The 26,906-nt window shown below is 43.1% G+C and carries 18 protein-coding genes; 14 read left to right on the top strand and 4 right to left on the bottom strand.

Going from position 1 to position 26,906, the window contains the following annotated elements; translation table 11 throughout:
- Positions 1-590 precede the first annotated feature (590 nt).
- The 6 genes from ACL6C3_RS09855 (at position 591) to ACL6C3_RS09880 (ending at position 10,249) form a co-directional block, all read left to right on the top strand.
- On the top strand, positions 591-1,949 hold the full coding sequence (locus ACL6C3_RS09855; RefSeq protein ID WP_413166991.1) for a class I adenylate-forming enzyme family protein: 1,359 nt from the start codon (positions 591-593) through the stop codon (positions 1,947-1,949).
- Positions 1,950-1,952: 3 nt separating this feature from the next.
- Positions 1,953-2,693: an SDR family NAD(P)-dependent oxidoreductase gene (locus tag ACL6C3_RS09860; protein ID WP_413166992.1), complete on the top strand. Its 741-nt coding sequence runs from the start codon at positions 1,953-1,955 to the stop codon at positions 2,691-2,693.
- A gap of 71 nt (positions 2,694-2,764) precedes the next feature.
- Positions 2,765-3,106, top strand: coding sequence for a hypothetical protein (locus ACL6C3_RS09865; protein WP_413166993.1), 342 nt, complete (start codon positions 2,765-2,767; stop codon positions 3,104-3,106).
- A 414-nt stretch (positions 3,107-3,520) separates the two neighbouring features.
- Positions 3,521-8,236: a beta-ketoacyl synthase N-terminal-like domain-containing protein gene (locus ACL6C3_RS09870; RefSeq protein WP_413166994.1), complete on the top strand. Its 4,716-nt coding sequence runs from the start codon at positions 3,521-3,523 to the stop codon at positions 8,234-8,236.
- 557 nt (positions 8,237-8,793) lie between these two features.
- Entirely contained in the window at positions 8,794-9,783 is a 990-nt protein-coding gene (locus tag ACL6C3_RS09875; protein ID WP_413166995.1) for a glycosyltransferase family 2 protein, read from the top strand.
- A 64-nt stretch (positions 9,784-9,847) separates the two neighbouring features.
- Positions 9,848-10,249 carry a hypothetical protein gene (locus ACL6C3_RS09880; protein WP_413166996.1) on the top strand — a complete coding sequence of 134 codons (402 nt, stop codon included), beginning with the start codon at positions 9,848-9,850 and terminating at the stop codon, positions 10,247-10,249.
- Between the two features lie 102 nt (positions 10,250-10,351).
- On the opposite strand, the gene gatB is transcribed toward ACL6C3_RS09880, so the two are convergent.
- The gene (gene gatB, locus ACL6C3_RS09885) at positions 10,352-11,839 is read right to left on the bottom strand and encodes an Asp-tRNA(Asn)/Glu-tRNA(Gln) amidotransferase subunit GatB (RefSeq protein WP_413166997.1); all 1,488 of its coding nucleotides are present in this window, start codon (positions 11,837-11,839) and stop codon (positions 10,352-10,354) included.
- A gap of 239 nt (positions 11,840-12,078) precedes the next feature.
- Between gatB and ACL6C3_RS09890 the strand changes: the two genes are divergently transcribed.
- From ACL6C3_RS09890 to ACL6C3_RS09910, 5 genes are all read left to right on the top strand, one after another.
- Complete coding sequence (locus tag ACL6C3_RS09890) at positions 12,079-12,684, top strand: hypothetical protein (protein ID WP_413166998.1); 606 nt, start codon at positions 12,079-12,081, stop codon at positions 12,682-12,684.
- A 13-nt stretch (positions 12,685-12,697) separates the two neighbouring features.
- Positions 12,698-15,319: a BON domain-containing protein gene (locus tag ACL6C3_RS09895; RefSeq protein ID WP_413166999.1), complete on the top strand. Its 2,622-nt coding sequence runs from the start codon at positions 12,698-12,700 to the stop codon at positions 15,317-15,319.
- Between the two features lie 2 nt (positions 15,320-15,321).
- Positions 15,322-15,855, top strand: a complete 534-nt coding sequence (locus ACL6C3_RS09900) for a Rab family GTPase (protein WP_413167000.1) — start codon at positions 15,322-15,324, stop codon at positions 15,853-15,855.
- A 173-nt stretch (positions 15,856-16,028) separates the two neighbouring features.
- On the top strand, positions 16,029-17,903 hold the full coding sequence (locus ACL6C3_RS09905) for a diguanylate cyclase (protein ID WP_413167001.1): 1,875 nt from the start codon (positions 16,029-16,031) through the stop codon (positions 17,901-17,903).
- A gap of 224 nt (positions 17,904-18,127) precedes the next feature.
- Positions 18,128-19,222 carry a sensor domain-containing diguanylate cyclase gene (locus tag ACL6C3_RS09910; RefSeq protein ID WP_413167002.1) on the top strand — a complete coding sequence of 365 codons (1,095 nt, stop codon included), beginning with the start codon at positions 18,128-18,130 and terminating at the stop codon, positions 19,220-19,222.
- A 24-nt stretch (positions 19,223-19,246) separates the two neighbouring features.
- On the opposite strand, the gene ACL6C3_RS09915 is transcribed toward ACL6C3_RS09910, so the two are convergent.
- The gene (locus tag ACL6C3_RS09915; RefSeq protein ID WP_413167003.1) at positions 19,247-20,566 is read right to left on the bottom strand and encodes a TAXI family TRAP transporter solute-binding subunit; all 1,320 of its coding nucleotides are present in this window, start codon (positions 20,564-20,566) and stop codon (positions 19,247-19,249) included.
- Positions 20,567-20,811: 245 nt separating this feature from the next.
- Between ACL6C3_RS09915 and ACL6C3_RS09920 the strand changes: the two genes are divergently transcribed.
- A complete protein-coding gene (locus ACL6C3_RS09920) occupies positions 20,812-21,903 on the top strand; it encodes an isocitrate/isopropylmalate family dehydrogenase (protein ID WP_413167004.1) in 1,092 nt (363 codons plus the stop codon).
- A gap of 23 nt (positions 21,904-21,926) precedes the next feature.
- Here ACL6C3_RS09920 and ACL6C3_RS09925 read toward each other — a convergent pair whose 3' ends face one another.
- Positions 21,927-22,631 carry a response regulator gene (locus ACL6C3_RS09925; RefSeq protein ID WP_413167005.1) on the bottom strand — a complete coding sequence of 235 codons (705 nt, stop codon included), beginning with the start codon at positions 22,629-22,631 and terminating at the stop codon, positions 21,927-21,929.
- A gap of 316 nt (positions 22,632-22,947) precedes the next feature.
- Between ACL6C3_RS09925 and ACL6C3_RS09930 the strand changes: the two genes are divergently transcribed.
- Positions 22,948-23,874 carry a DUF4349 domain-containing protein gene (locus tag ACL6C3_RS09930; RefSeq protein WP_413167006.1) on the top strand — a complete coding sequence of 309 codons (927 nt, stop codon included), beginning with the start codon at positions 22,948-22,950 and terminating at the stop codon, positions 23,872-23,874.
- Between the two features lie 242 nt (positions 23,875-24,116).
- On the opposite strand, the gene ACL6C3_RS09935 is transcribed toward ACL6C3_RS09930, so the two are convergent.
- On the bottom strand, positions 24,117-24,536 hold the full coding sequence (locus tag ACL6C3_RS09935; protein ID WP_413167007.1) for a hypothetical protein: 420 nt from the start codon (positions 24,534-24,536) through the stop codon (positions 24,117-24,119).
- 367 nt (positions 24,537-24,903) lie between these two features.
- On the opposite strand from ACL6C3_RS09935, the gene uvrB reads away from it, so the two are divergent.
- A complete protein-coding gene (gene uvrB, locus ACL6C3_RS09940; protein ID WP_413167008.1) occupies positions 24,904-26,901 on the top strand; it encodes an excinuclease ABC subunit UvrB in 1,998 nt (665 codons plus the stop codon).
- The last annotated feature ends 5 nt before the right edge of the window (positions 26,902-26,906 follow it).

Raw genomic sequence — 26,906 nt, forward strand, 5'->3', positions numbered from 1 at the left:
AAAAACAAGCAGTTGTTTTAGGTAAATCTACGTTCCTGTCTGACTCCTGAAGCATTAAACGACAGAAGAATGAGTTCACAGTGGAAACGAGAACCGATAGAAGTCATTTAAGTGTGTGGCTTCCAATTGGTGGCTGTGCCTATTATACACACTTGCTGTAGTGATTCCCCTCCACAGGGACCAATACCGTAGGGAGCAAATCACGTCGCTAGTGATGGGACAGGGACAGTCTTTTCTATCAATCATTGTGAACATAGAGCCGCCGGCCCAACTCTAGGTTCTAACTGACCAGCTTCAAAAGCTAAATTTGGGCCATAAATTTTTAGAGTTCACCGTTACAAGTGAGCAAATGTATATTAATTGTATGCTTTAAAAACGTTGATTTAAACAGGTTTATCGATAAAATGTATAACCTCAAAAAACATTGAAAAAACAATTTGTAAAGACAAGTAAATGGTAGGCTTTTATAAAGGAACAAAGATAATTTTTAAAGATTGAGTAAAGTTAGTTGCTAATTTTTAATTTTTACTCTAAAATCGCCTGGTAACTGGATTGGACAAAAATCGACCTTTTAAGGTTTGAGTAAAACGATGACTTCCACAATTACTACCCACTGGTTACTCGGTCGCCTGAGTAGCTTCAAAGAGGAACCTGCTCTGATTTGGAACGAACAACAGTACAGTTACCAAAACATATTGGAAGGAGTTAATCGCTGGCAAGATGAACTGAGAAAATCGGGCATTAAACCCGGAGACTGTGTGGCCCTGTACGGAGACTATTCCCCCAACATTTGTATGTTGTTAGTGGCGCTGCTAATCAATCGAAATATTGCAGTACCCTTAACAACTTCAGTGGCCGATAAAAAAGAAAAATTTTTGAATATTGCTCAAGCAGCGGCTCTTTTTGACTTCGATAATAACGACAATTGGCATTTAACAAAACGAGAAATAATCGACACCAACCCTTTACTCCACCAACTGCAATCAGCAGGAGAACCGGGATTAATCCTATTTACTTCGGGTTCAACCGGAGAAAGTAAAGCGTTGTTGCTGAACTTTAATAAACTGATCGCCAACTTTGAAAAACCCCGTCCCAAATTTCGGAGTTTAACCTTTTTATTATTAGATCACATTGGCGGTATCAACACCTTATTCTACATTTTCAGCAGCGGAGGAACCGCCATTTCGATTGACGAACGGAGTCCTAAAGCCATTTGTCAAGCCATAGAACGGTATCGGGTTCAGCTTCTACCCACAACCCCAACTTTTCTGAATATGCTGCTGATTTCAGAAGCCTACAAACGATATGATTTATCATCTTTAGAACTGATTACCTACGGCACCGAACCGATGCCAGCCAGCACGTTAGACAACTTAAACAAAACCTTTCCGAATGTTAAGTTTAAACAAACCTACGGTCTGTCTGAACTGGGAATTCCGAAAACTCAATCCCGAGATTCTAACTCCCTCTGGATTAAAATTAGCGGCGCGGGATTTGAAACCAAAATCGTTGATAAAGTGCTGTGGGTTCGATCAGAATCTGCCATGTTAGGCTATCTAAACGCCCCTTCTCCCTTTGATAAAGACGGCTGGTTTAATACCGGAGATGCGGTCGAAGTAGACGGAGAATATATCCGCATTTTGGGTCGAACTTCCGAAATTATCAACGTGGGCGGCGAAAAAGTTTATCCCGCAGAAGTTGAAAGCGTCTTGCGAGAAATGGATAACATTAAAGAAGTCGCCGTGCGAGGAAAATCCAACCCGGTTATTGGCAATGTTGTGGTTGCAACCGTTAACTTAGTCGAACCCGAAGACCCGCAGAAACTCAACCAACGAATGCGGGAATTTTGCAAAGACAAACTCGCCCCTTTCAAAATTCCAATGGTGTTGAAAGTCAGCGAAGAAAAACTCTATAGCGGACGGTTCAAAAAGATGAGAAAAGGAGCATAATTCATGGATTTTCAACAGCAAGTTATTCTTGTCAGTGGCGGGAGTCGAGGTTTGGGCGGAGGAATTGTTTCCGATTGTTTGGCTCGCGGTCATATTGTTGCCACTTTCAGCCGTTCTTCAACTCAATTTATCGAAGATTTTCAAAGCAAATATGAAGGAACAAACGCTTTTTTGTGGGAACCTGTTGATGGAACTGACCCCGAACAAGTCAAACAGTTTGCTTTGTCTGTCGCCCAACGCTACGGTCGGATAGACGCACTGATTAATAACGCCGGAATTGGTTCCGATGGGGTTTTGGGATTGATGCGACCCGCAGAGATTCAACGTGTGATTTCACTTAATCTTGAATGTGCGGTTCATCTGACTCAAGTTTGTTCTCGGGTGATGCTATCTCATCAAACCGGAACTATTATTAATATTTCCTCGGTCAACGCCGTGCGAGGACACTCGGGAGTTTCGGTTTATAGCGCCACCAAAGCGGCTTTAGATGGCTTTACACGCAGTCTAGCCCGAGAATTGGGGCCGCGAGGGATTCGGGTAAATTCGGTGGCTCCAGGGTACTTTGAAAGCGAGATGGTGGGGGATTTAACTCCCGAACAACGAAACCGAATTATCCGACGAACTCCCCTCGGTCGGTTGGGTTCTATTCAAGATATTGTGGCAGCAATTCGATTTTTGCTCTCTGCGGATGCTCAATTTATTACAGGTCAAACTTTGGTCGTCGATGGCGGCATTACCTGTTAGAAATTAACCGCTTATTACCGATTAAAATTTCAAGATTTCCGTTAATAATGTATTCAAAATTTTGAGGCATCATGGTTAACATCGAACAAATTATTCACGAAACCGTCTTACAGATAGCACAACAAAACTCGGCAAAGATTACCGAAATTGATAGCGAACAAAAATTAAATGCGGACTTGGGTTTTAGCTCTCTAGATTTGGCGCAATTGGTGGCAATTTTAGAAATCAAATTGAATGCCGATCCCTTCGCGGAACTCGTTTCAATTACCACCATTCGCACCGTTGGCGACCTCTGCGATGCCTACGAAAAATACTTCAATCAAAGTGAAGCAAACGAACCGGAAAAAGCGTCTTTCTTAGAAAGCACAACTCGGGCTGAACTGCGCCGTCGAGTCCAACAAGTTCAGCGATAAAACTTCCGTTTTTAATCATTTTAATCCCGAAAAAATTGGTCAAGGATGATAGGTTACAGTAGAGACTAAAAAACCCGGTTTCTGCTACGACTTCCTCGCTCTAGATGATGTGTATTGTAAAAGAAACCGGGTTTTTACCTTGTACCTCATCAATCACCCAAACCAGTACAGTAGAAACTAAAAAACCCGGTTTCTGCTACGACTTCCTCGCTCTAGATGATGTGTATTGTAAAAGAAACCGGGTTTTTAGTCAGGAAAAACTGTTAACTGACAACCGAAAAAACTCTCTTGCAAACTTTGCCTTAAGCGTGAGTCGCTTGGATTTTCGCCTCCAGATCTCTACCGGATGAATTTTTAGAAAATTTCATCACAAAAATTGCACAGCAATCATTAGTAAAATTTACAGACACAACCATGAATCAACCTGGTGCATTCACTTCAATTAACGGAGTGGCAATTGTTGGCTTTTCCGGTCGTTTTCCCGGTGCAAAAAATACCGATGAATTTTGGAATAACCTCAAAAACGGGGTAGAATCCATCTCCTTTTTCACCGATGAAGAACTGAAAGCCTCCGGCATCGATCCGGCTTTACTCAACCATCCCAACTATGTCAAAGCCGCCCCAATTTTAGACGAAGTTGAACAATTTGATGCGGCATTTTTTGATTACTCAACAACCGAAGCCCAATTTATGGACCCGGAACATCGGCTGTTTCTCGAATGTGCTTGGGAGTCCCTCGAACACGCAGGCTACAGCCCAGAAGCCTATGATGGCGCCATCGGAGTCTATGCGGGCGGGGGTTCGAGTTCCAGCAGCTACCTGCTTTCGGCTTGCTATATCACCCGCATTCTCAACGGTGTAACCGGCAGTCTCCAACATCTCGGCAACGATAAAGACTATTTGGCGACTCGCGTCTCCTACAAACTCAATTTAACCGGGCCGAGTCTCACCATTCAAACCGCCTGTTCAACCTCCTTGGTTGCCATTCACACCGCCTGTCAAAGTTTATTAAATGGCGAATGCGATATGGCCTTGGCGGGAGGCTCGTCCATCCGTTTCCCCCATCGCAGCGGCTACCTGTTAGATGAAGAAATTGGCCTGGTTTCTCCCGATGGCCACTGTCGGGCTTTTGATGCCAAGGGACAAGGAACGATTTTTGGGAGCGGCGTGGGTGTGGTGGTTCTTAAACGCCTGTCCGATGCGATCGCCGATCGAGACTGCATTCATGCGGTGATCAAAGGTTCGGCCATTAATAACGACGGCGGCCAAAAAATCAGCTATACCGCCTCCAGCGTCGAAGGAAAAGCCAAAGCGATCGCCGAAGCCCTAGCTGTCGCCGATATTCACCCGGAAACCCTCGGTTATATCGAAGCCAGCGCCACCGGAACCCGGATCGGCGACAAAAGCGAAGTCGATGCTTTAACCCAAGTGTTTCGCACCCAAACCCACAAAAAGCAATTTTGCGCCATCGGTTCGGTGAAAACCAATGTGGGTCACTTAGAAGCCGCCGCCGGGGTAACGGGTTTAATTAAAACGCTTCTGGCTTTCCAACACCAACAAATTCCGCCCCATCTGCATTTTGAAACCCCCAACCCGGAAATCGATTTTGAGAATAGTCCGTTTTATGTCAATACCCGTTTGGTTCCCTGGGAAAAAGGCGAGATACCCCGACGGGCGGGAGTTACAGCCCTGGGTTTTGGGGGGACCAATGCCCATATTGTCTTGGAAGAAGCGCCCCCGGTTGCACCCGATCCCAACCCCCTCGAACGTCCGCTTCATTTGATTAATTTATCGGCCAAAACCGAAACCGCCCTACGAACAATGGCTCAACGGTATTGGCAGCATCTCGAAACCCATCCCCAAGAACGGTTGGGCGATATCGGATTAACAACTCAATTGGGGCGATCGCATTTTGCCCACCGCTTGGCAATTGTGGCAGAATCGGCCGATCAAGTTCAACAACAGTTGGCCGCCTTTGTCGCCGGAAAAACCGCAGAGGGTGTAATGGGCGGGGAAATTCTCCCTCGGGGGTCGCGAAAATTGGCGTTTGTGTTCACTCAAACTTCTCCTGTCATCAATTGCGATCGCCAACTTTACGAAAGCTTGCCCACTTTCCAGCGGGCGATGATCCAATGCGATGCCCTGTTGCGAGTTGACCTGGGTCAATCTCTGTTATCCTTGCTCTACCCCGATTTATTTGGCGTTGAACCGCAGCCGGAGCGGTTGGCGCAGTCCCCCTATAAAGAAGCGGCAGCGTTCGCTCTGAGCTATGCTAAGGCCGAATTGTGGAACGTTTGGGGCGTTAAACCCTCGGCAATCGTGGCGGAAGGTTGGGGCGAATATGTGGCCGCCTGTGTCGCCGGAATCTTCGATCTCAAGGGGGCGATCGCACTTTTGGGGTTAGAATTGGGTTTACATCAAACGCCCCCGGAAGAACTGAATGTCACGTTTTCTCCGGCCAAGATTGACATTTTGTTTCCCGAAACTGGACAGTCGGCGATCGCCCAGATGAGGAGTTTGGACTATTGGAGCGATCGCCAAAGCCAACCCCAATCGATGAAAATGGCGGTACAAGTGCTGCACGCTTGCGGTTGTCAAGTGTTTGTGGAGATTAGCCAACAACCCCAGTTTAAAACGGGACTGCCAGAAGCGGAAGGGATTTTTCTCCCCGGTTTCCAGGGTTCGCGATCGGATTGGCAATCGTTGTTAGAGAGTTTAGCAACATTATATGTTTGCGGAATTGCGATTAATTGGGGGGGTTTTAATCGGGACTACAGTTATCGTCGGATTCCCTTACCCACCTATCCTTTTGAACGACAACGCTATTGGATCGATCCGCCGGAAGATCTGGAGAAAGTTGCTTCGAGTTCGGTGAAAACCGGGGTGTTATTCGGTGCAAATTCATCTGAGAATTTCTCGAAAAATTCCTCTCAAAATTATCGGCCGCCCACCGATGAACTCGAACGGCGAATTATTGCCATTTGGGAAGATGTTCTCAATGTTAAACCGATAGGAATTGAGGATCGATTTTTTGATTTGGGCGGGGATTCGATGAACGGATTGCGGGCGCTCAATAAGCTGCAAGATGAACTCGGAGAAATTCTGCATATTTCCGCTTTATTTGATGCGCCCACCGTTGCTCAGTTGGCAACCTATCTTCGCACTCACTATCCCGAAGCGGCGATGAAAATGTCGGGTGTGGATGTCAAAGAAACGGTTTCATCTTCTTTACCAAAAATCGATTCTCAAACGGTGCGAGAGTTCCGAAAGTTAATCAAGACTTTACCGACTCGGCGTCAGAAATTAAACGAGAAAAATCCCCCTGCGGTGTTTATTTTGTCTCCGCCCCGTTCCGGTTCAACCTTGTTGCGGGTGATTTTGGGCGGACATCCAAAATTATTTGCTCCCCCGGAACTTCATCTGTTATCATTCTGGACGTTAGCTGAACAAAATTCCGCCTTTTCTGAACGCAATCGTTTCTGGTTAGAAGGGTGTTTGCGGGCGATTATGGAAATTCGCCACTGCGAATTAGACGAAGCCCAAAGGCTGATGGAGGAATTACAGGAAAAACAGTTAACAACTCAGCAATTTTATCGCTGGATGCAGGAGCAGATTCCCGGTAAAATTTTAGTGGATAAAACGCCCTTTTATGCGCTGGATATTAATATGCTCAAACGGGCGGAACGGGAATTTGAGAATGCCCTTTATATTCACTTGCACCGCCATCCGGGTGGGATGATTCACTCCTACGAAAAAGCAAAATTAGATTTGTTGGGTGAATTTGGGGGCGAAGGGGTTTTTCCGACCCAACAATTGGCGGAATTAACTTGGTTGGTTAGCCATGAAAATATTCGAGAATTCCTCGCCGATGTACCGCCCGAACGTCAGCACAGTTTGCGGTTTGAAGATTTAGTTTGTCAACCGGAAAAAAGCATTGCCGCGATGTGTGAATTTCTGGGGTTGGAGGTTGATCCCGACATGATGCAACCTTACAAAAATCAACGGGGGCGAATGACCGATGGGGTACAATCGAATTCCCGGATGATTGGGGATGTGAAATTTCACCAATATAAAGGTATTGAAGCGAAAGTTGCTGAGAGTTGGCGCGAGCATTACAATCCTCAACAATTGGGCGAAATTACTCAACAATTGGCGGAGTCTTTTGGCTACGATCCACAACCGTTAACGGTGGTTTCTCCGGCCAATTCTAGTATTAATAAAAATTCGCTGGTGTTGCTCAAATCTGGGGGTTATAAACCGCCTTTATTCCTCGTTCACGATGGAGATGGGGAACTTTTACCCTATTTACAATTGGGGCGTTATATTGACTCGGAACGTCCCCTTTATGGGTTGCGCCCTCACAGTCGGGATGGATATCCCATTCTTCACACTCGAATTGACGAGATGGCGGCCCATTATGTCGAACAAATTCGCAGCGTTCAACCTCAAGGGCCATATTTAGTGGGCGGGTTGTGCGCCGGGGGTGTTCTCGCCTTTGAAGTTGCGGTACAATTGCAAGCCCTCGGTGAGGATGTGCCGGTGTTGGTTTTGATGGATTCGATGGATGTGGAAGCTCCTCTGTACGGGCGAAATCAAAACCGTTTGAGTCGATTTTCTCAAGCGTTGCAGGGGAATTCGGAACAAAATTCGGTTCAACGATTGTTTGGTTTGTTGAAGATTGTTACCCAGAAAGTTAAAAATTTGGTTGTTTACGAAACTCAGAGCAAATTTAACAGTACCCGAGATGATCTGACGCTATCGTTGTATCGATATTACTTGGATAAAGGATATCAACTGCCGGCTTTCTTAGAAAATATTGGGGTGCGAACTACGTTTATGTTTGCCAAAAAAGATTATGTTCCTCGGGTTTATCGGGGTAAGTTGTTGCTGTTGAAAGCGACTGAAGCTTTGATTGTTAATCACCCGTCTATTGACGATCAACCTTACAGCAACCGAACACCAGATTTTCTGTTGGGTTGGGGCAAACGGTCTACCGCAGGCGTTGAGTGGTATCCAATTCCTGGCGGTCATTCGAGTATGTTGCAAGAGCCAAATGTTCAGGTTTTAGCAGAAAAATTAGAAGCCTATATTGGCGCTCGTGTCGGTGAAAATACCTTGATGCGGGTCTAAATTTTCCTCGCTAACGATTATCCTTCTCCCCACCCTCTCCCCCTTCCACCTCTCCCCCTTCCACCTCTCCCCCTTCCACCTCACCGCAGCGCCCTCTCCTACCTCTCCCTAACCCTCTCCTACGAGGAGAGGGAAATTGTGTCCCGTTCGGGACTATTTATTAGTTGGAGAGGGGGAAAATCGTGTCCCGAAGGGACTATTGATTAGTTGGAGAGGGAAATTGTGTCCCGTTCGGGACTATTAATTAATCGAGAGGGAACGATTGTATCTCCCCCAACCCCCCTTTTTAAGGGGGGATCAAGGGGGGATCGGGGAGATTATAGAGGGGTTAGTGGGAAAAGGTGTCAATGGGACTATTTATAAATCGAGAGGGGGCAAATAGCCTCCCCCCACTCCCCACCCCCCTTTTTCAGGGAATCCCTCCAGGCTTCGCCACCCCCCCCACCCCCCTTTTTAAGGGGGGATCAAGGGGGGATTAAGGGAGATTGGGGAGGTTGGTGGGGGTCAAGGGTGAGGTCAAAAACGGATGGATTACTGTCAACAAAAGTGAAGGATTTATGTCTAACTTAAACGGATCTAAATCTCAGAATTTAACTCGCGTTTTGGTGGTGATTGTTAATTACTGCACCCCCAGTTTAACGATTAATTGCTTGCGTTCTTTGCAGGGGGAAGTGCAATCTTTTCCGGGTATTCGGGTTGCGGTTGCCGATAACGATTCTGGAGATAATTCCGTTGAACAAATCCAAACGGCGATCGCATCGGAACATTGGGAAGATTGGGCGGATTTAATTCCTTTAGAACGTAACGGTGGCTATGCTTTTGGTAATAATGCGGTCATTCGTCCCGCCTTGCAATGGGAACATCCCCCGGATTATTTTCTGTTGCTAAATCCCGATACTGTCGTTTATCCCGGTGCGATTGAAACCTTGGTTAATTTCATGGAATCTCATCGAGAAGTGGGGTTAGCCGGAAGCGGGATGGTAAATGGCCTGGGGGTTTTCAAACAGAGAAGTTTCCGCTTTCATACCATTCTCAGCGAATTCGATTCGGGTTTGCGGTTGGGGATTGTTTCCAAACTCCTCTCCAACTGGACGATGACCAAGCCCATGCCCGATGAACCCGCACCTGCGGATTGGCTTCCCGGCGCCAGTCTGATGGTTCGTCGTCAGGTGTTTGAGTCTGTGGGATTGCTCGATGAGGGATATTTTCTCTATTATGAGGAAACCGATTTTTGTCTGCAAGCCAAGCGGGGCGGTTGGTCTTGTTGGCGTGTTCCCGAAAGTCGAGTCATGCACATGGCCGGCCAAAGTACGGGGGTAACGACACCCGGTTCTCGCAAACGTTTACCTCAGTATTGGTTTGATTCTCGGCGTCGTTATTTTATTAAAAATCATGGTTGGATGTACGCCGTTGTTGCGGATACGGTTTGGATTTTGGGCTTTGCTTGTTGGCGATTTCGTCGGATTATTCAACAAAAACCCGATCCCGATCCGCCTCATTTTTTGAGCGATTTTATTCGTCACAGCGCTTGGTTTAATTTCCAATAAATACTTCGCGGGTTGCTTTTAATATGTCGAGTTGAGTTAAATAGTTGGTTTTGAGGAAAACACAATGGTTCAAGCAATTCGTCCGTCAAATTTTATCGTAGACAGTCAGGAGTTGAAAAGGGGAATTCAGCAAATCGGATTAATCCTTTCCGATCCGGAACTTGACCAACTTAATCAAGGTCATTCTATCTCTTTAGAAGGTGTGGAGTTGGGGGCGGTTGGTTCGGCTTTTATCCTGGCTTCTGCAATTTTTGCCCGGAATTTTAGCAAGTCTAAACAACCAATTACCTTTCGAGATTTACGGGGAAAATTACCAAACGGTTCGGGTTTTTCTGGGATTCCTATTTATTGTTGGGCTGCGGACGTTAACCTTCAAAAACGCTGTCTTTGTCTCAGTATAAAAGATGGAACTCCGGTTATTCAGATTTCCGCTTGTTTCTCCGGTTATAATTGTCAGTTTTTTTAAGATAGTTTTTTTAAGATCAAAAATCCTGAATTTTAAAAACCCGGTTTCTCAAAGACACCGGGTTTTTTGGGGTCAACAGAAGAAACCGGGTTTGTTTAACTGTTAGGAATTTAACTTTTTACCTAACAATTTGTTGGTTAATTTTGGGTCGGCTCGCCCTTGGGTTTTCTGCATAATTTGACCGACAAAAAAGCCTTGCAGTTTGGTTTTTCCGTTTTTGAACTGTTCAACTTTATCGGGATTGGCAGCCAACACTTCATCAATGATTTTTTCCAACTCTCCCGTGTCGGAAATTTGAACTAAGCCTTTTTTCTCGACTAACTTCTTCGGCGAACCGCCTTTTGATAACAACTCGGGAAGAATATCTTTGGCAATTTTACCGCTAATGGTGCCGGCATCAATTAAACCAATTAATTCGGCTAAAGCTTCCGGTTGGAGGGCGATTTCAGCAATCGTTAGTTTTTCATTTTTCAGATAGGCGGTAATATCTCCCATCACCCAGTTTGCCGCTTGTTTGGTATCGGCACCGGCTTGAACTGCGGTTTCAAAATATTCGGAAACCAGGCGATCGTCAGTTAAAACGCGAGTATCATAAGCGGATAATCCCAACTCGGTTTCATAGCGATGACGTCTTTGGGCGGGAAGTTCGGGAAGTTCCGCTTTCCATTCTTCTAATTGTTCGGGAGAAACTTCAATCGGAGGAAGATCGGGTTCGGGAAAATAACGATAATCGCTCGAACCTTCTTTACTTCGCATACTGATCGTCCGTTGCGATCCTTCTTCCCACAAACGGGTTTCTTGACTGATTTTTTCACCCGCTTCTAGGGCTGCAATTTGACGTTCTATTTCATAATCTATCGCCCGTTGAATGGCACTAAAAGAGTTCATATTTTTGATTTCTACTTTCGTGCCAAATTCTTTTTGTCCGACGGGACGAACGGAAATATTCACATCGCACCGCAGCGAACCTTCTTGCATATTGCCATCGCTGACGCCAAGATAACGCATAATTCGACGCAATTCTTGAGCATATTCGGCGGCTTCTACGCCGGAACGAATATCGGGTTCGGAGACAATTTCAACCAAAGCAATTCCCGCCCGATTATAATCAACCATCGAATGAGTTGAACCGGAAAGGCGATCGCTACTTCCGGCGTGAACCAGTTTTCCGGCGTCTTCTTCCATGTGCAGGCGAGTGATGCCGATTTTTTTGCGGGTGGCGTTTCCGTCTTCATCAACGATCTCAATTTCTAACCAACCGTTTTGAGCAATGGGGAGATCGTATTGAGAAATTTGATAATTTTTAGGCAGATCGGGATAGAAATATTGCTTACGATCGAATTTACTATAGGAGGCAATTTCGCAGTTGAGCGCTAACCCGGCTTTGACCGCGTATTCTAACACTTTTTCGTTAAGAACCGGCAGAACTCCCGGAAGCCCCATACAGATGGGATCGATATTGGTGTTGGGATCGGCACCAAAGGCAGTGGAGGAACTCGAAAAGATTTTGGTTTCTGTACTAAGCTGACAGTGGGTTTCTAGCCCAATAATGACTTCGTACTCGGTTTTTACCCGTGCAGCAGTGGTCATAGATAATGTGCGTTGAGTGACAACTGGATTTATTGTACCGCTTGTGTTGACTGTCGGTGTTGGGGAAAACCGATGTTGAGGTTGAGGGATTCCGCTTGTTAAGATTTTTAAGAGGTTATAACATTTTATGGGATTGGGGTGAACTCTACAAGTTACACTAAAACTAAACAGCACAAATGTGCTGATCTGACGATCAACTCGATTGAAACCCTTGTCAAACTAGAGGAACAAAAAGACTCATGGCTGATATATCTAAAGAAGAAATGCGGGAACGTTTGGGAAATATTGATCAGATTCGTGATATTTTGTTCGGAGGGCAAGCCCGAGAATATAATAATCGCTTTGAACAGTTGGAGTCTAATTTATCTTTAATCCAAAAAAATCTTACCGATCGGATTGAACAAACGCGGATGGCGTTGTTGAGTGAGCTTCAAACCGCTGTTGATTTAGTTGATAAAAAAATTAAAACTTTAACTCTCAGCACTCAGGAAGAAACATCGGATATTCGACATCAACTTGAGGGAACCAATCGCAAATTTTCTCATAGTATTGATGTAATTAGAGAAAATTTAGACAGCCAAACGAAGTTGATGAAAGCGGAAATTGCTCAATCGAGGGAAAAGTCTCACGAGGAAATTCAAACGCTGAGGACTCAAGTTTTTGAGGAGTTAGAACGGCGTTTTGCTCATTTGAGTGAGGGTAAATTGGCTCGGGGTGAGATGGCAGAAATTTTGTTTGAAGTGGGAATGAGATTGAAAAAAACGGAGTTTGTTCCGGTTTTAAAGGGAGCCGCTGAAAAAGAGGTGAATGGCGATTATTTTCTTCCCGAATCCAATCAAAAATAATTAGGTTAAAGCGATGGCAGTCTCAAAAAAAAAATCAAAATCTTCCCCTTTTGATTCGGGTGCATCAAGAATTAATCAATCCCGGGTTTCAGAGGAAAAAGCTTTAGAGCCTTTGTTGGAATTATTGCTTGATTTACAAGGGGTTCAGAGTGAATCTTCTACTTCTAAGCCATCGGATGCTTTATCCCAAAAACCCAGAGGAAAAAAACAGAAGAAAAAGGATTATTCTGAAGATCCTCCAACTTCTTCACCCCAAAATCAATCTGTTGGATTAAAAGGCTTTGAAGTTTTATTTGAGGCTGTTAATTCTTCTCCGTCTCAAGATTCAGAAACCCCCCGAGAACAGTCGGAGATCGATGAAAAATCTGAACCTTTATCTGCGGGGAATAAAGTTGATTTTACAGCGCCGGATTCTCAAAGCTTTACAGAAACTTCTCAGTCTCAATCAAAGTTATCTGAGAAGGAAATTGATTTAATGTCACTGCAAACTTTGTTAGAAGTTCCTTCTGATGCGGTTGATGTGAGTTATTCTGTCGCTCCACTGGAAGAAGAAAAAAATCAGCAGGAAACGACGACAACCGTTGAATCGAATTCTGATGAAGTCTTGGAGGTTTTAGAAGGGTTAAAAGGTTTAAGTGTTGAGTCTGAGGGTTCGGATTCTGATGATTCATTGGAACAACTTCAAGATTTAATTTTTGGCTCGACTCGCTCGGATTTAGAACAGTTAAAGCAGCAGATTTTTGAGTTGGATTTGCCGGAATTTCGTCAGTTACTTGAACAAATTTCTGCTCAGTTAAAGTCTCTAGAAAATCAAATTTATGAACCCGAACAACTGATCCGGTTAATTCTTCCCTGGATTGCCGATATTTTGAGTCAAAAAGTTAATGAATCTAAAGATGATGTGATTCAAGCTTTGAAGCCTATTATTGATGAGATTATTATTGCTAAAGCTCGGGATAATCGAGAACAAATGAGTGCGGCGATCGCGGATTTAATCCCCGAAGCAATTAAACATCAAATTCGCAATTCTCCTCAAGAAATTGCCCAAGCAATTGCTCCAGAAATTGGGGCGGCGATTCGAGAACAAATTCGCATAGATCGAGATGAAATTGTCGATGCTTTGGCTCCCACAATGGGTAAAGCGATTAAAGAACAGGTGACTTTAGAGCGAGATGCGATGGTTGATGCTCTTTATCCGGTGATTGGAAGTACCATTACTCGCTATTTAGCAGAAGCGATTCGAGAGATTAATGATAAAGTTTCTAATGCTTTAAGTGTTGAGGGAATTAACCGGAAAATTCGGGCGAGAGTTCAGGGGGTTTCTGAGGCTGAACTGATTTTACAAGAGGTGATGAAATGTACCGTTCAAGCGGTATTTTTGATTCATAAAACTTCGGGTTTGATTATTTCAGAAGTTCAGCAGTTGGGTGAGGCGAGATTGGAATCGGAAATGTTGGCGGGAATGCTGACAGCGATTCGCAGTTTTGTGAATGATTGTATTGTACAAGGGGATGAAATTAAAGAAATTAATGAGATTGAATATGGCGATTCTCGCATTGTGATTGAAGTGGCGGGATATTGCTATCTGGCTGTGATTGTTCAAGGAGAAATTAAAAAGATATTTCTCGATAAGATTCGTAAAACGCTGATTAAAATTACTCAAAAGTATGGGAAGGAAATCGAGTCTTTTGATGGCGATCCGGAAACGGTTCCTCCTGAAATTTTAGCCGAGTTAGAAAAGCTGATGCAAGTGGGAACAAAGCAACATCAGGATACATCTAAAAACACGTTATTGGTTCTCAGCGGGGTAATTTTGGGTTCGGTTTTGATTCCTTTTGCGATTGTTCAATATCGCAATAGTGTGATTCATCGGGTTGAAACTCAAGTGATTCAAGCGTTGGATTCTGAACCGGAATTAGCGGTTTATCGGTTGGGGGTAGACGCCAAGGGTAATACGGTGACGTTAGATGGAAAGCTACCCAATCAACGCTTACGAGAAAAAGCGGAAAAAGTTGTACAGCCAATTGTACCAAATTGGACGATTGATAACGATATTATCGCGGTTAAAATGCCTCCCGATCCGGTATTAGTTGAGGCTGAAGTTAAACGGTTGACGGAGACGCTTAATCAAATGAATGGAATTTCGATTTCCACTCAGTACGAACCGGATCAAGTCAAAATTCAGGGTAAAGTGCTTCAGGAAAGCGATCTGCAAAAAGTTACTCAAGCGTTTGAAAAGATAGAGGGGGTTAATTCTGTTGTATCCACTGTTCAAGTTGAACCTTTACCGATTGCTACGCGAGTTTATTTTAATCTGAATTCGGCGGAATTGTTGTCGGAGGATATGATTGTTAAAATTTATCCGGTGTCTCAATATTTGAAGCAATATCCGAATTTAAATGTGCGGATTGTTGGCTACAGTCATCCCAAGGAAAAGTTAAAAAGAAATGCTAAATTGGCAGTTTCGCGATCGCAAACTGTACAAACGGCTTTGGAAAGTTATGGGATTGATCGCCGACGGATGACAGCAGTCGGAAAAAATGAACGTCCGCCTGGAGTTGAAGAAAATCAAGCCGAATGGTTGAGTCGAGCGGTGATTTTTGAGATAATATCACCAGAAGAGTTGAGTAAATAGTCATGGCTATAATTTCTAAGAAAATTTGTTTAGTTGGAGACTTTGGTGTAGGAAAAACAAGTTTAATTCGTAGGTTCGTTGACCGTCAGTTTAGCGATCAATATTTGTCAACGGTGGGGGTAAAAATTTCTCGAAAAAAAGTCGATTTAATCCTTCCCGAAACTCAATCTCAGCAGTCAATTCAATTGTTAATTTGGGATTTGGAGGGTCATACAAAGTTTAAAGGAATTACGCCGAGTTATTTACAGGGGGCGAGTGCTGCGGTTGTGGTTGGAGATGTTACCCGCCAAGATACGTTAGATCACATTCGAGAACATATAGATTTGTTTTTATCTATTAATCCCAAAGGATGGGTTGTGATAGCATTGAATAAAATGGATTTGGTTGATTCTGAAAACCTAGACGGATTAGTTCAAAAAATGTCTGATTCTCAAACCAATCAAGTTTTGTCAGTTTATAAAACTTCGGCCAAAACCGGAGCCTATGTTGATGAAATGTTTGAGCTATTATCTCGTCAGTTTATTTCTAAAAGCTGATGGGAACATAATTTTTGATCGAGCCGGATTAAGGTTGAATGAAAATCAGTTTTATATTAATCTTAAAGTTAACAAGATTCTGCTTTGACTAAACGGTATTCAAGCTGTCACAAATTTTTCCTATTTTAAGTGTTTATTGAAACTTAACCCCAATCTCATCACTTAACTTCATTATGAACCAGTTACTCAAAACGTTTTTTGCTCCCCGACAAATTGACCATGAATATATCTCTTTAAATAGTGAAAGTCAAATTGTAGAATTTTCTCTGAATGTTGGACGATTTTCAGACTCCCCTGAAAATGTCAAACATGGAAATGATATTAGCCTGTGTTTCCCTGAATTAGTTGGGCTTGAATCGGTTTACAATCAACTCTTAGAAGAAAATATTCCCCACTTTGAGTTAAAAGGAATTGCGAGAAATTTAGAAGCGAATTCTCCCGTTTATTTTGATGTTTATATCTTTAAAAATCAAGAGTTTACTTATTTGGATGGAGATATTATAATTTTATTTGATGAAAAAACGGACTGGATGATTCGAGAACAAAAATATAGCCAAATTTATAAAGAGTATGAACTCTCGGTTTCCCGACTAGAACAAATTAATAATTATACGAATCAAATTATTCATTCAATGAATGATATGTTATTGATTACCAATCCTTTGGGTATCATTACAAAAATCAATCAAGCCACTCAAAATATACTTGAATATCGAGAAGATGAATTAATTAATCAGTCTATTACCAATTTGTTCTCCGAGCAACACTCCAAACAAACCGTTAATTTGTCAGATTTATTTATAGATGAAAATTATCATAATAGCTTTGAAGTTTATTGTAAAACTAAAACGGGACGGGAGATTATTATCTCTTTTTCCTGTTCTATTTTTAGCCTACAGCCCTTTGAACGTCAAGAATTACTTTGGATTGGTCGAGATATTACCAGACGGAAACAACTTGAACTACAACTGAATCATCAGTTAGAACAAAATCGCGTTTTAAGCGGGATGACTCAACGAATTCGACAGTCGTTAAGTCTGCAAAAAATTCTACAAACAACTGTGGCTGAAGTTCGACAACTCTTAAAGGTTGATAGCGTCTTATTTTATCATATTTACGACCAAAATAAAGGTGATATTGTCGCAAATTCTTTTGATTGTAGTTTGGCAAAATTACAGCAATTGCCGAACAATGTTTTCATTCCCAACTATTTTTTATCTATTCTAGAGCAAGGAATAATCGTTAGTCTTGATGAAAAAAATATTGTAGAACTCGACCCAGATATTTATAATACTTGGGTTAATTTAAAGATAAAATCCGAGCTAATTATTCCAATCATTACTCACAAACAAGCGATAAACTTAGATTCTCAAAAGGAACTTTGGGGAGTATTAATTGCCTATCAAATTAAGGAGAGTCGGGGGTGGGAAAAATGGGAAATTCGCTTACTCGAACAACTGGCAACCCCAATAGCGGTGGCGATACAACAAGCCGAACTTTATGAACAACTGCAAATGGCAAATCAAGAACTCGAAAAAATGGCAATGACCGACGGTTTAACTCGGGTTGCCAACCGCCGATTTTTTGAAGAAATGTTATCTAAAGAATGGAGTAGAGTTCGGCGAGAAAATGCCAGCTTATCCCTGATTCTTTGTGATGTTGATTATTTTAAACGTTATAACGATACTTACGGTCATTTGGCTGGAGATAGTTGCTTAAAACAGGTGGCTCAGGCGTTGCAAGAAGGGGCGAAACGAGCGGGGGATTTAGTCGCTCGTTACGGGGGGGAAGAATTCGCGATTCTTTTACCAAAAACCGATCTCGAAGGCGCGATTTTAGTCGCCGAAACCATTTCCGCTCAAGTGCGATCGCTACAAATTCCCCATGAAAACTCACCGATCAAACCTTATGTCACCGTTAGCGTTGGGGTGGCTTGTATCGTTCCCGAACCCCCTTTAACCCCGGAAACGTTGGTTCTCCGAGCCGATCAAGCCCTCTACCAAGCCAAAACCAATGGACGCGATCGCTGGTTTGCCGCCCCCAATTAGGGTTAATACCCTGCAAACGAGGTTAAACTAGAAGTAAAAGGGTTAATCAGCAGGAGGTTGGACAGAGAGGGACTTGCTCAAAGTCAAGGGTTAATTTACAGATTTATTTCAGTATTGTAAGTTACTAAAAATTTTTGTTAGGCTTGAAAAAAAACGTTTCATCCTTTAGCTAGGCTGAATCTGTAGCCTAATAGAGTCTTTTATTTTCTGATCACATCGGCACTATGAATAAACAGAAATCGTGGGAAACGCAATGCTATCAGATCCAAGAACATGACTATGTACTTGGTAAAATTTCCTGTGCAGTTTATCAGGGAAAAAGTCTGAAAAGCATTCTCGATCAAATTACAACAGACCTGCAAAAAATTCTTCAGGCCGATCGCATTTTAATTTATCACAAACCCGTTGCCAATCTGGATACACTGCTGTCAGAATCGTTATCAAGCCGTGAATTTTTGAGTTTGAAAAACATTTTATATAGTTCCTGGAATTCAGAGGAAATCTTACATCAACTTCAGGAAGGAAAAATTTGTAATCCTTCAGAAATTGATTCATCAATTCAAACTCAACAGCTTCAACTCGGAATTAAATCCGAACTCATTGTACCGATTTTAATCCACAATTATCACTTGGATCAACCCTCAAAAAGCCAACTCTGGGGAATGCTGATTATTCATCAGTGTTTTCACCGAGATTGGGAACCTTTTGAACTCAATTTTCTCAGTCAAATTGCGATTCAAGTCGCCATTGCAATTCAACAAGCGCAATTATATTCTCAATTAAAAGCGATTCGAGAAGAATTTCAACAACAAAAAATTAAAGATGATTTAACTCACATTGCCAATCGTCGCTACTTCGATCAAATCATAGAAGTCGAGTGGAAACGATTAGAAAGGGATTCTTCTGCTCTGTCTTTGATTCTTTGTCAAGTTGATGGTTTTCAACATTATCATCAAATTTATGGAAAATCTGCGGGGGAGACCTGTTTACAATTAGTGGCTGCGGTTCTGTTAGAAACAGCTAAACGACCGGGGGATTTGGTCGCCCGTTATGATCAACAAATCTTTGCGATTCTTTTACCCAATACTCACCTCGAAGGTGTGGTTAAAGTTGCAGAAAATATTCGGACTCGGGTGAAATTATTACAAATTCCTCATCAAGATTCTCTCCAAAGTCCTTATGTGAGTATCAGTTTGGGAGTAACCAGTACAATACCGACTCCAATTGTAGACGTTAAAAGCCTAGTGGAACTCGCCCACAAAGCCCTAAAAGAGGCTCAAAAAGATGGCGATCGCGTTTTAGTTCGAGCAGATTTGTAAATCGATTTGATTCGTCATCTCCACCTACTTAGAAATGGTCTTTCTATCTTCTGTTAGATGGTTTTCCGGTTCGGAAGTTCTCAGTAGATTTTCCTGGTGACGAATGGAAGCGATCGCCACTTCCCAAGTAAAAGTAAAAGAGTGAAAAGACTCTGAGGAGATGCGATCTTTATCTAAATCAACAATCACTTCTTTAAAAATAGTAAACAATTGACGGCGCAGATCTTTTAACTCCTCAATCGTTTGAGCCGAGTTAATTTGGTCGATCAGGCTAATCAGTTCTAAATTATATAAATCCGCTCGATTTTTTTGTCGTCCTTGAAACCAAAGCCTAAATTGCCAAAGACTGGAAATAACCAGCACAGAAGCCGACAGTACAAACCCCATCGGTTCGGCATATTTTTCTAAAAATGTCGGTTCATCTTGGTAATAATAATCTTTCGCTCCGGGATGGAAAGAAAACCCCAAATCTTTCAAAGATTCGGGTTGATGAATCATCGCCGCTTGGGGAGTTTTGGCAATTAATTCGTTGCGGTATTCAAACAAAATTCGGGTCAGTTCATAAATCACTTTGTCGTCAACATTTTTATGAGTAATTAAAACGGCTCTTAACGCAACAACAGGTAAATCCTCTGCGGGAATTGGAATCGAACCATTATAAGTTCCAATGGGAATTGTACTCGCTTCTAGAGCGGGTTGAAACAGTTGTAAAGCGGTCGCTTGTTCGATAGGAATCAAACGACTTTTACCCGATTGCAGTAGTTGATTAATACTGGGATTTCCCAAAGCAATCACCCGAAATAACGCATCAACTTGTCCCTGTTCCAGCAAACGATAAGCTTCTTTTGGCGGTGCCGTGACTACTTTCAAATCATCTGCATTTAAACCATAATGCCGACTCAACACCCAAAATAAATTATAAGAACCGCTTCCTTTTGGCATCAAAGCAATGCGTTTCCCTTTTAAATCGCTAACCTTGTTAATCTTTGAGTCTTCCCGGGCGATTAAATGAAACATTTCCGGGAACAAAAGAGCAACCGCCTTAGTCTGATGGGGAATCGATAGATCGCTTTGAACCAAAGCCAAATCCGCTTTTTTATTTTTCAAAAATTCTAGATTCTGTTGCGAACCTTCCGTTTCAATAACATTAATTTTAAGCCGAGGTAGGTGTCGAGAAACGACTTGAGAAAAAGCTTGAGAAAAAGCATAATATTCGCCATCCTTGGCGGCACTAGCCAGAGTTAAATTATAAACTTGATGGGGCGTTTTCCAAGAGAGAACAGCAAAAATCAGCACCAAAATTATGCTGAGACCAATTAAAGGAAAAGCGATTTTTTTCTGCATAGCACAACAATCCTAACCCCTAAACGAACTCAATAGTTAAAGATAACAGAAAAACCGAACCCAACAGAATTTTAACCCCTCCGCCCCAAACCTTGTTAATTGGCAACCCTTTAAAAACGGACGGGGGAATCTTGAACCCTTTTAATGGTGAATTAAATCTAAACTTTTAATTTTCCGGAGCGGACTAGCAATTTTCATCCTTTAGTGATATCTTAAATTCTGATCTTAAATCAAATCTTGCGTTGATGAGCGAACAGATCCCCAACCTCGTCGTCCTGCACGGCGACCAAACCGGAGAAGAATTGTTAGGCGAAGCCTTGCGCGTCCTCAACCCCTCGGTGATTCGCCAACCTTTAAACTTCCTTGATTTTGATTTAAGCTTAGAAAATCGCCGCTCTACCAACAATCGAGTCGTCCATGAAGCCGCCCAAGCGACTCTCGAAAGCGGACTCGCCCTCAAAGCCGCAACCATCACCCCAGAAATTCCCGGCGATGTGGGGAGTCCCAACGCGATTTTACGGGAGGCATTGGAGGCGAAAGTCATCCTACGCATCGGGCGGCGAATTCCCAGTATTCGCCCCATCGGGGGAGTTTACGCGCCCATTGCGATTGTGCGGATGGCCGTTGATGATGCTTACGGGGCCAAAGAGTGGCGGGAGTTGACAGAAAATGGAGATGAAATCGCTTTTCGCACCTCAAAAGTTTCTCGTCTCACCTGTCGGGCGGTGGCCGAATTTACCTTTCAATACGCCCAACGAACCCGGGCGCGGGTGTTTGGCGGGCCGAAATTTACCGTCAGTCCCGTCTACGAAGGGATGTTTAAAGAAGAATTGGATGCGGCGTCTGAGCGTTACCCCGATGTTGCCTATCAACCGTTGTTGATTGATGCCACCTTTGCCCTACTGTTACAAACCAGTGGCGAAGCGTTGGTGATTCCGGCGTTGAACCGAGATGGAGACTTACTCTCGGATATGGTCCTGCAAATGTACGGCAGTATCGCGGGTTCCGAGAGTTTGGTTTTGGGGTTTGATGAAACGGCGACTCAGGTGAAAACCGTTATGGCCGAAGCCCCGCACGGCACCGCACCGGCGTTACAGGGGAAAAATATTGCCAATCCGATGGCGATGATTTTGGCGGGGGCGGCGTTGTTGGTGTACGTGGGAACCCCCGAGGCCGAACGCGCTTCTCGGGCCATCTATGAAAGCGTGTTTGAAACGCTACAGGAAGGAAAGGCCACCCCGGATTTAGGCGGCCAGATGATGATGAGTGAATTTACGGACGAAGTGATTCGCCGAGTCGAAAACAAGTTGGAGGTTTGGTCAAGTTTAAATCAATAAAATCAATCGATGAAACTGGCTTGTTATCCCCAACGCATCGGTTTAGTTTCTGTAGATTTTTGTTCCGGTTTACTGTTAGAAATTTGTTTCAAAATTTCCAGTTCCCGATTGCATTCTTCTTGTAAAATCTTCAGATAACGTTTTTGTTTTTCCCGAAGTTTGACCGGATCAAGTTGGGAAGATGGAGTCATACTCAACAATTCAACCGCCATTTGTATCGTTGAAAGCGGGGCGCGTAAATCTTCAGAAAGTTGGTTGAGCATTGCTTCTTTGGAATGGCTAATTTCTTCTAAAGCTTGCACTTTTTCGTTGAGTTTCTGTACATTAGCCTGTTCTTGTTGGTATTGATATAAATACTGTTGATGCTTTTTTAGTCGGGTTTTAACCGCTTCCAACAGTTCGGTTGTTGTAAAGGGTTTTGTAATATAATCATCGGCGCCCAATTCCATTCCCATCCGCTGATCCTGACGTTCGGTTTTGGCCGTCAGAAAAATGAAGGGAATATTCGCCGTCCTGCTATCTTGCTGCAATTCATATAAAACAGCATAGCCGTCAATATCCGGCATCATAATATCACAAATGATTAAATCGGGCTGTTCTTGTTTTGCCAGTTGTAAACCCTGATGTCCATCTTCAGCGCCTATCCCTTGAAATTGTTCAATGGTGAGCAGTTCCAGAATACTCATTCTAATCGGTTCATCATCTTCAATCACCAGTATTTTCTTCATCGTCATAACCCCTATGAAATTTTGATGTTGTGTAGCTCAAGCTTTGCTGAACTGGGAAACTCATCCGTAAATTCTCGCAAACTTGATCCGTTGAATCCGATTATAGATTCCGAAAGATCACCTAAATTTTAACTCCTATTTGCCCACCTGTAGCCTAGATTTACAATATTTATCCGAGAAAATACAGAGTCTTGTGAACAACTTAGATCAATCTGGTCACGATTTAAAGACAAAATGTTATTTTTTCTACATCCGGAGTCAACAGATTTTACATTGAAGCAACTGTCAAGCGATCGCACAACAAGCCAATCCAACCATGAATCACCATAACTGCAAAATAAGTGTTTTTGGGGCGTTTTTATCAATTCTCGCCCTTTCCAGTTGCGCCACTGTTCCCCAAAATTTTTCCGATCAAGTCGCGAGTTCCCCTCAGTTAGAAGTCGCTCCCCAAATGGCAAATTCTGCGGCTCCTCCTCCCCCGGCTCCTGACTCTGTTCCCCAAAAACAACCCCAACTGATCAAACGCGCTCAACTTACCCTGGTTGTCCAATCCTTAAATGAAACGTTAGAATCGGTAACGGCTCTAATTCAACGACAACAGGGCGATATCTTACAATTTTCAGAGAGTCAGCCTCAAAGCGGTTTAAGCCGTCATACTGCTAATTTAGAGTTGCGGGTTCCTCAAGACAAACTCGAATCAACTTTGGATACTTTATCTGAACTGGGAACCGTTGAAAATCGAAGCATTACCGCTGAGGATGTTTCCGATCAACTCGTTGATATTCAGGCGCGACTCCGAAATCTGCGAAAATCAGAAGAAATGGTTTTAAAAATTATGGAACGTTCCGGTTCTGTCGGAGAAGTGTTAGAAGTTGCCAACCAACTCAGTAACATTCGAGACTCCATTGAACGACTCGACGCCCAATTCCGCAACCTTCAAAATCAAGTTGCTTATTCGACAATTAGTTTAAATCTAGAAGCCCCTGTTTCTGCTGAAAATCAACCTCAATTTAATTTCGGCTTACAAGTCGGAGAAGCTTGGGGAGAAGCCTCCCACGCTGTTACGACGTTCTCCTTTACTTTATTGAGTTTAGCCCTGTGGTTACTCGCGTTTACTCCCTATTTTCTCTTAGTTGGGGGGGGCAGTTTATGGTTATCAACGTTGGCGAAAAAAACAGTCCTAAACCCTTTCGCGCAGGCTATAGTAATTACAGTAGGGTGGGTGAGAGTAAAAAGTTGGTAATCTCATCAGTTAAGTTATTAGTTTTCACCCACCCTACAACTACAACTCAATAAAAAGTTGGTAATCTCATCAGTTAAGTCATTAGTTGTCACTCACCCTACCCATGATTTTAAATAAAAATATTCGTCATTCTGAGTCAAGCAAAGAATCTCTACACTACCTTCTTTTCACTCAGGATGACGATTGAAAATTGATAACCCTAACAACAGTTCTAAGGCATTTCTTCCCCTAGAAAACCTGCTTTAGTCCAGATATCCCATTAACGCATAAGGATCATCAACTTGGTTGGAGGCGATGGGACGGTTGGCCATCATTGATGTGATTTGTAGATGAGTTGTTGCAACCGGACGGTTGGCCATTGCGCCGACTGCATCTTCAGAATGTACAAAACTAATCCCCGAAGCGCTCTCGGTTTTGAAAATGGGACGGTTCCCCATAATTGTCCCGACGACTTCGAGATGACTTTCCTCAATGGGACGGTTCGGCATAATCATCGCCGACTGATGATGTGCCACCTGAATTTGAGTCGGTGCCGAATTTTCGGATGACTCCGCTTTTGTCGATTTGGTTTCCATTTCTAAATCCTTACTCATATCTTTTTCTTGTTCCTGCTTATTGTCCGGGTTTTCTGATTTTACAGTGTCTTCAGTAGTTTTACTCATACGCTTTCCTGTAGTTCGAGGGGTTCGCGCAGTCCTCCTTTTTTTTGTAGAAGAGCTAACAGCCATGTTTGAATACCTTTTTTTTCTTAAACGGGTTAGCTGGAAACCATCAAATCCTTGATCGTTACGGACTAACCCCGAGATTTCACCTCATTTATCAAACCTCCCCCCTGCCATTTCGGTAGAGGTTGAGCTTCTTATTTTGATGAATACTAAAAAATTATAAAATATTTTGGGATTTAAGTAAATACTAAATTAAGAAAAATAACCAATTACAACGATAAGTTAAGAAAATCAGACCTATAGGGGACGACTAATTTTCAGCGGAAGTGCTACCATCAATTCTGGAACTTCATCCCCCGGAAAAATGGCGCAATTCCATCTACAGTCCCCCTTTCAGCCGATGGGCGATCAACCGCAAGCGATCGCCAAACTGGTCAAGAGCGTTCAAGCCAACCACCAATTTACCACATTGTTGGGTGCGACGGGAACCGGAAAAACCTTTACCATCGCCGCACTCATCGAAAAAATTGGTAGACCCACCCTGGTGCTAGCCCATAATAAAACTCTCGCGGCTCAACTGTGCAATGAGTTACGAGAATTTTTCCCAAACAACGCAGTAGAATATTTTATCAGCTATTACGACTATTATCAACCCGAAGCCTACATTCCCGTTACCGATACCTACATCGAAAAAACCGCTTCGATTAACGACGAAATCGATATGCTGCGCCACTCCGCGACCCGTTCCTTATTTGAACGCCGGGATGTGATTGTTGTCGCCTCCATTAGCTGCATTTACGGGTTAGGAATTCCCGCAGAATATCTCAAAGCCGCCATTCCTTTAAAAGTCGGCGAAGAACTCGATCAGCGTCAACTTTTGCGGGATTTGGCATCGGTTCAATATACTCGCAATGATACAGAATTAACTCGCGGGCGCTTCCGTCTAAAGGGGGATGTTTTAGAAATTGGGCCGGCTTACGAAGATCGGATTATTCGAGTCGAATTTTTTGGGGATGAAGTCGATGCTATTCGTTATATTGATCCGGTAACGGGAGAAGTTTTACAAAGTGTAGAAGCCTTAAACGTTTATCCCGCCCGTCACTTTGTTACCCCAGAAGACCGTTTAGAAATTGCCTGTGAAGACATCGAAAAAGAGTTGGAACAGCAAGTAAAAGCCCTAGAAGATGCCGGAAAACTATTAGAAGCCCAACGCTTAAATCAACGCACCCGTTACGATTTAGAAATGCTGCGAGAAGTCGGATATTGTAACGGCGTAGAAAACTATTCCCGTCATTTAGCCGGACGCCTAGCCGGAGAACCCCCCGAATGTTTAATCGATTATTTTCCCAATGATTGGTTACTCGTCGTTGATGAATCTCACGTTACCATTCCTCAAATTCGGGGAATGTACAACGGCGATCAATCCCGAAAAAGAGTATTAATAGAACATGGCTTTCGGCTTCCCAGTGCGGCCGATAACCGACCCTTAAAAGCCGATGAATTTTGGGAGAAAGTCAACCAATGTATATTTGTTTCAGCCACCCCCGGAGACTGGGAAATCGAACTCTCTCAAGGCGAAGTTATTGAACAAATTATCCGACCGACCGGTGTCGTAGACCCGGAAATTTTTGTGCGTCCAACCGAAGGACAAATTGATGATTTATTCGGAGAAATTCAAGAGCGAATTCAACGGGACGAGCGGGTATTAGTCACCACGTTAACCAAACGGATGGCGGAAGATTTAACCGAATATTTGCAAGATCGGGGAATCAGAGTGAGATATTTACACTCAGAAATTAAGTCAATCGAACGGATTGAAATTATCCGCGACTTGCAACAAGGGGTGTTTGACGTGTTAATTGGGGTGAACCTGTTAAGAGAAGGTTTGGACTTACCGCAAGTGTCGTTAGTTGTGATTTTAGATGCGGATAAAGAAGGGTTTTTACGGGCGACCCGTTCGTTAATTCAAACGATTGGACGGGCGGCGCGAAATATCCGGGGTCAGGCGATTTTATACGCAGATAATCTCACCGATAGCATGATCAAAGCTATAGATGAAACCGAACGACGCCGAAGCATTCAGTTAGAATATAACGAAAAACATGGGATTACACCCAAACCCATTGTTAAAAAGTTCAGCAATGCAATTTTAGACTTTTTAGATGTTTCTCGACGGTTAAACGCCCAACAATTAGAAGAAGCTTACGAAGAAGTTGATGAGTTACCCTTAGAAGATATTCCCGACTTAATTGGTCAGCTTGAAAAACAAATGAAAGAAGCCGCAAAACAATTAGAATTTGAAGAAGCGGCGAAATTACGCGATCGCATTAAAGTATTACGAGATAAGTTAGTCGGACATTAGAAGTG

It is taken from the genome of Capilliphycus salinus ALCB114379, assembly GCF_047276495.1.
GTDB classification, from domain to species: domain Bacteria; phylum Cyanobacteriota; class Cyanobacteriia; order Cyanobacteriales; family Microcoleaceae; genus Capilliphycus; species Capilliphycus salinus.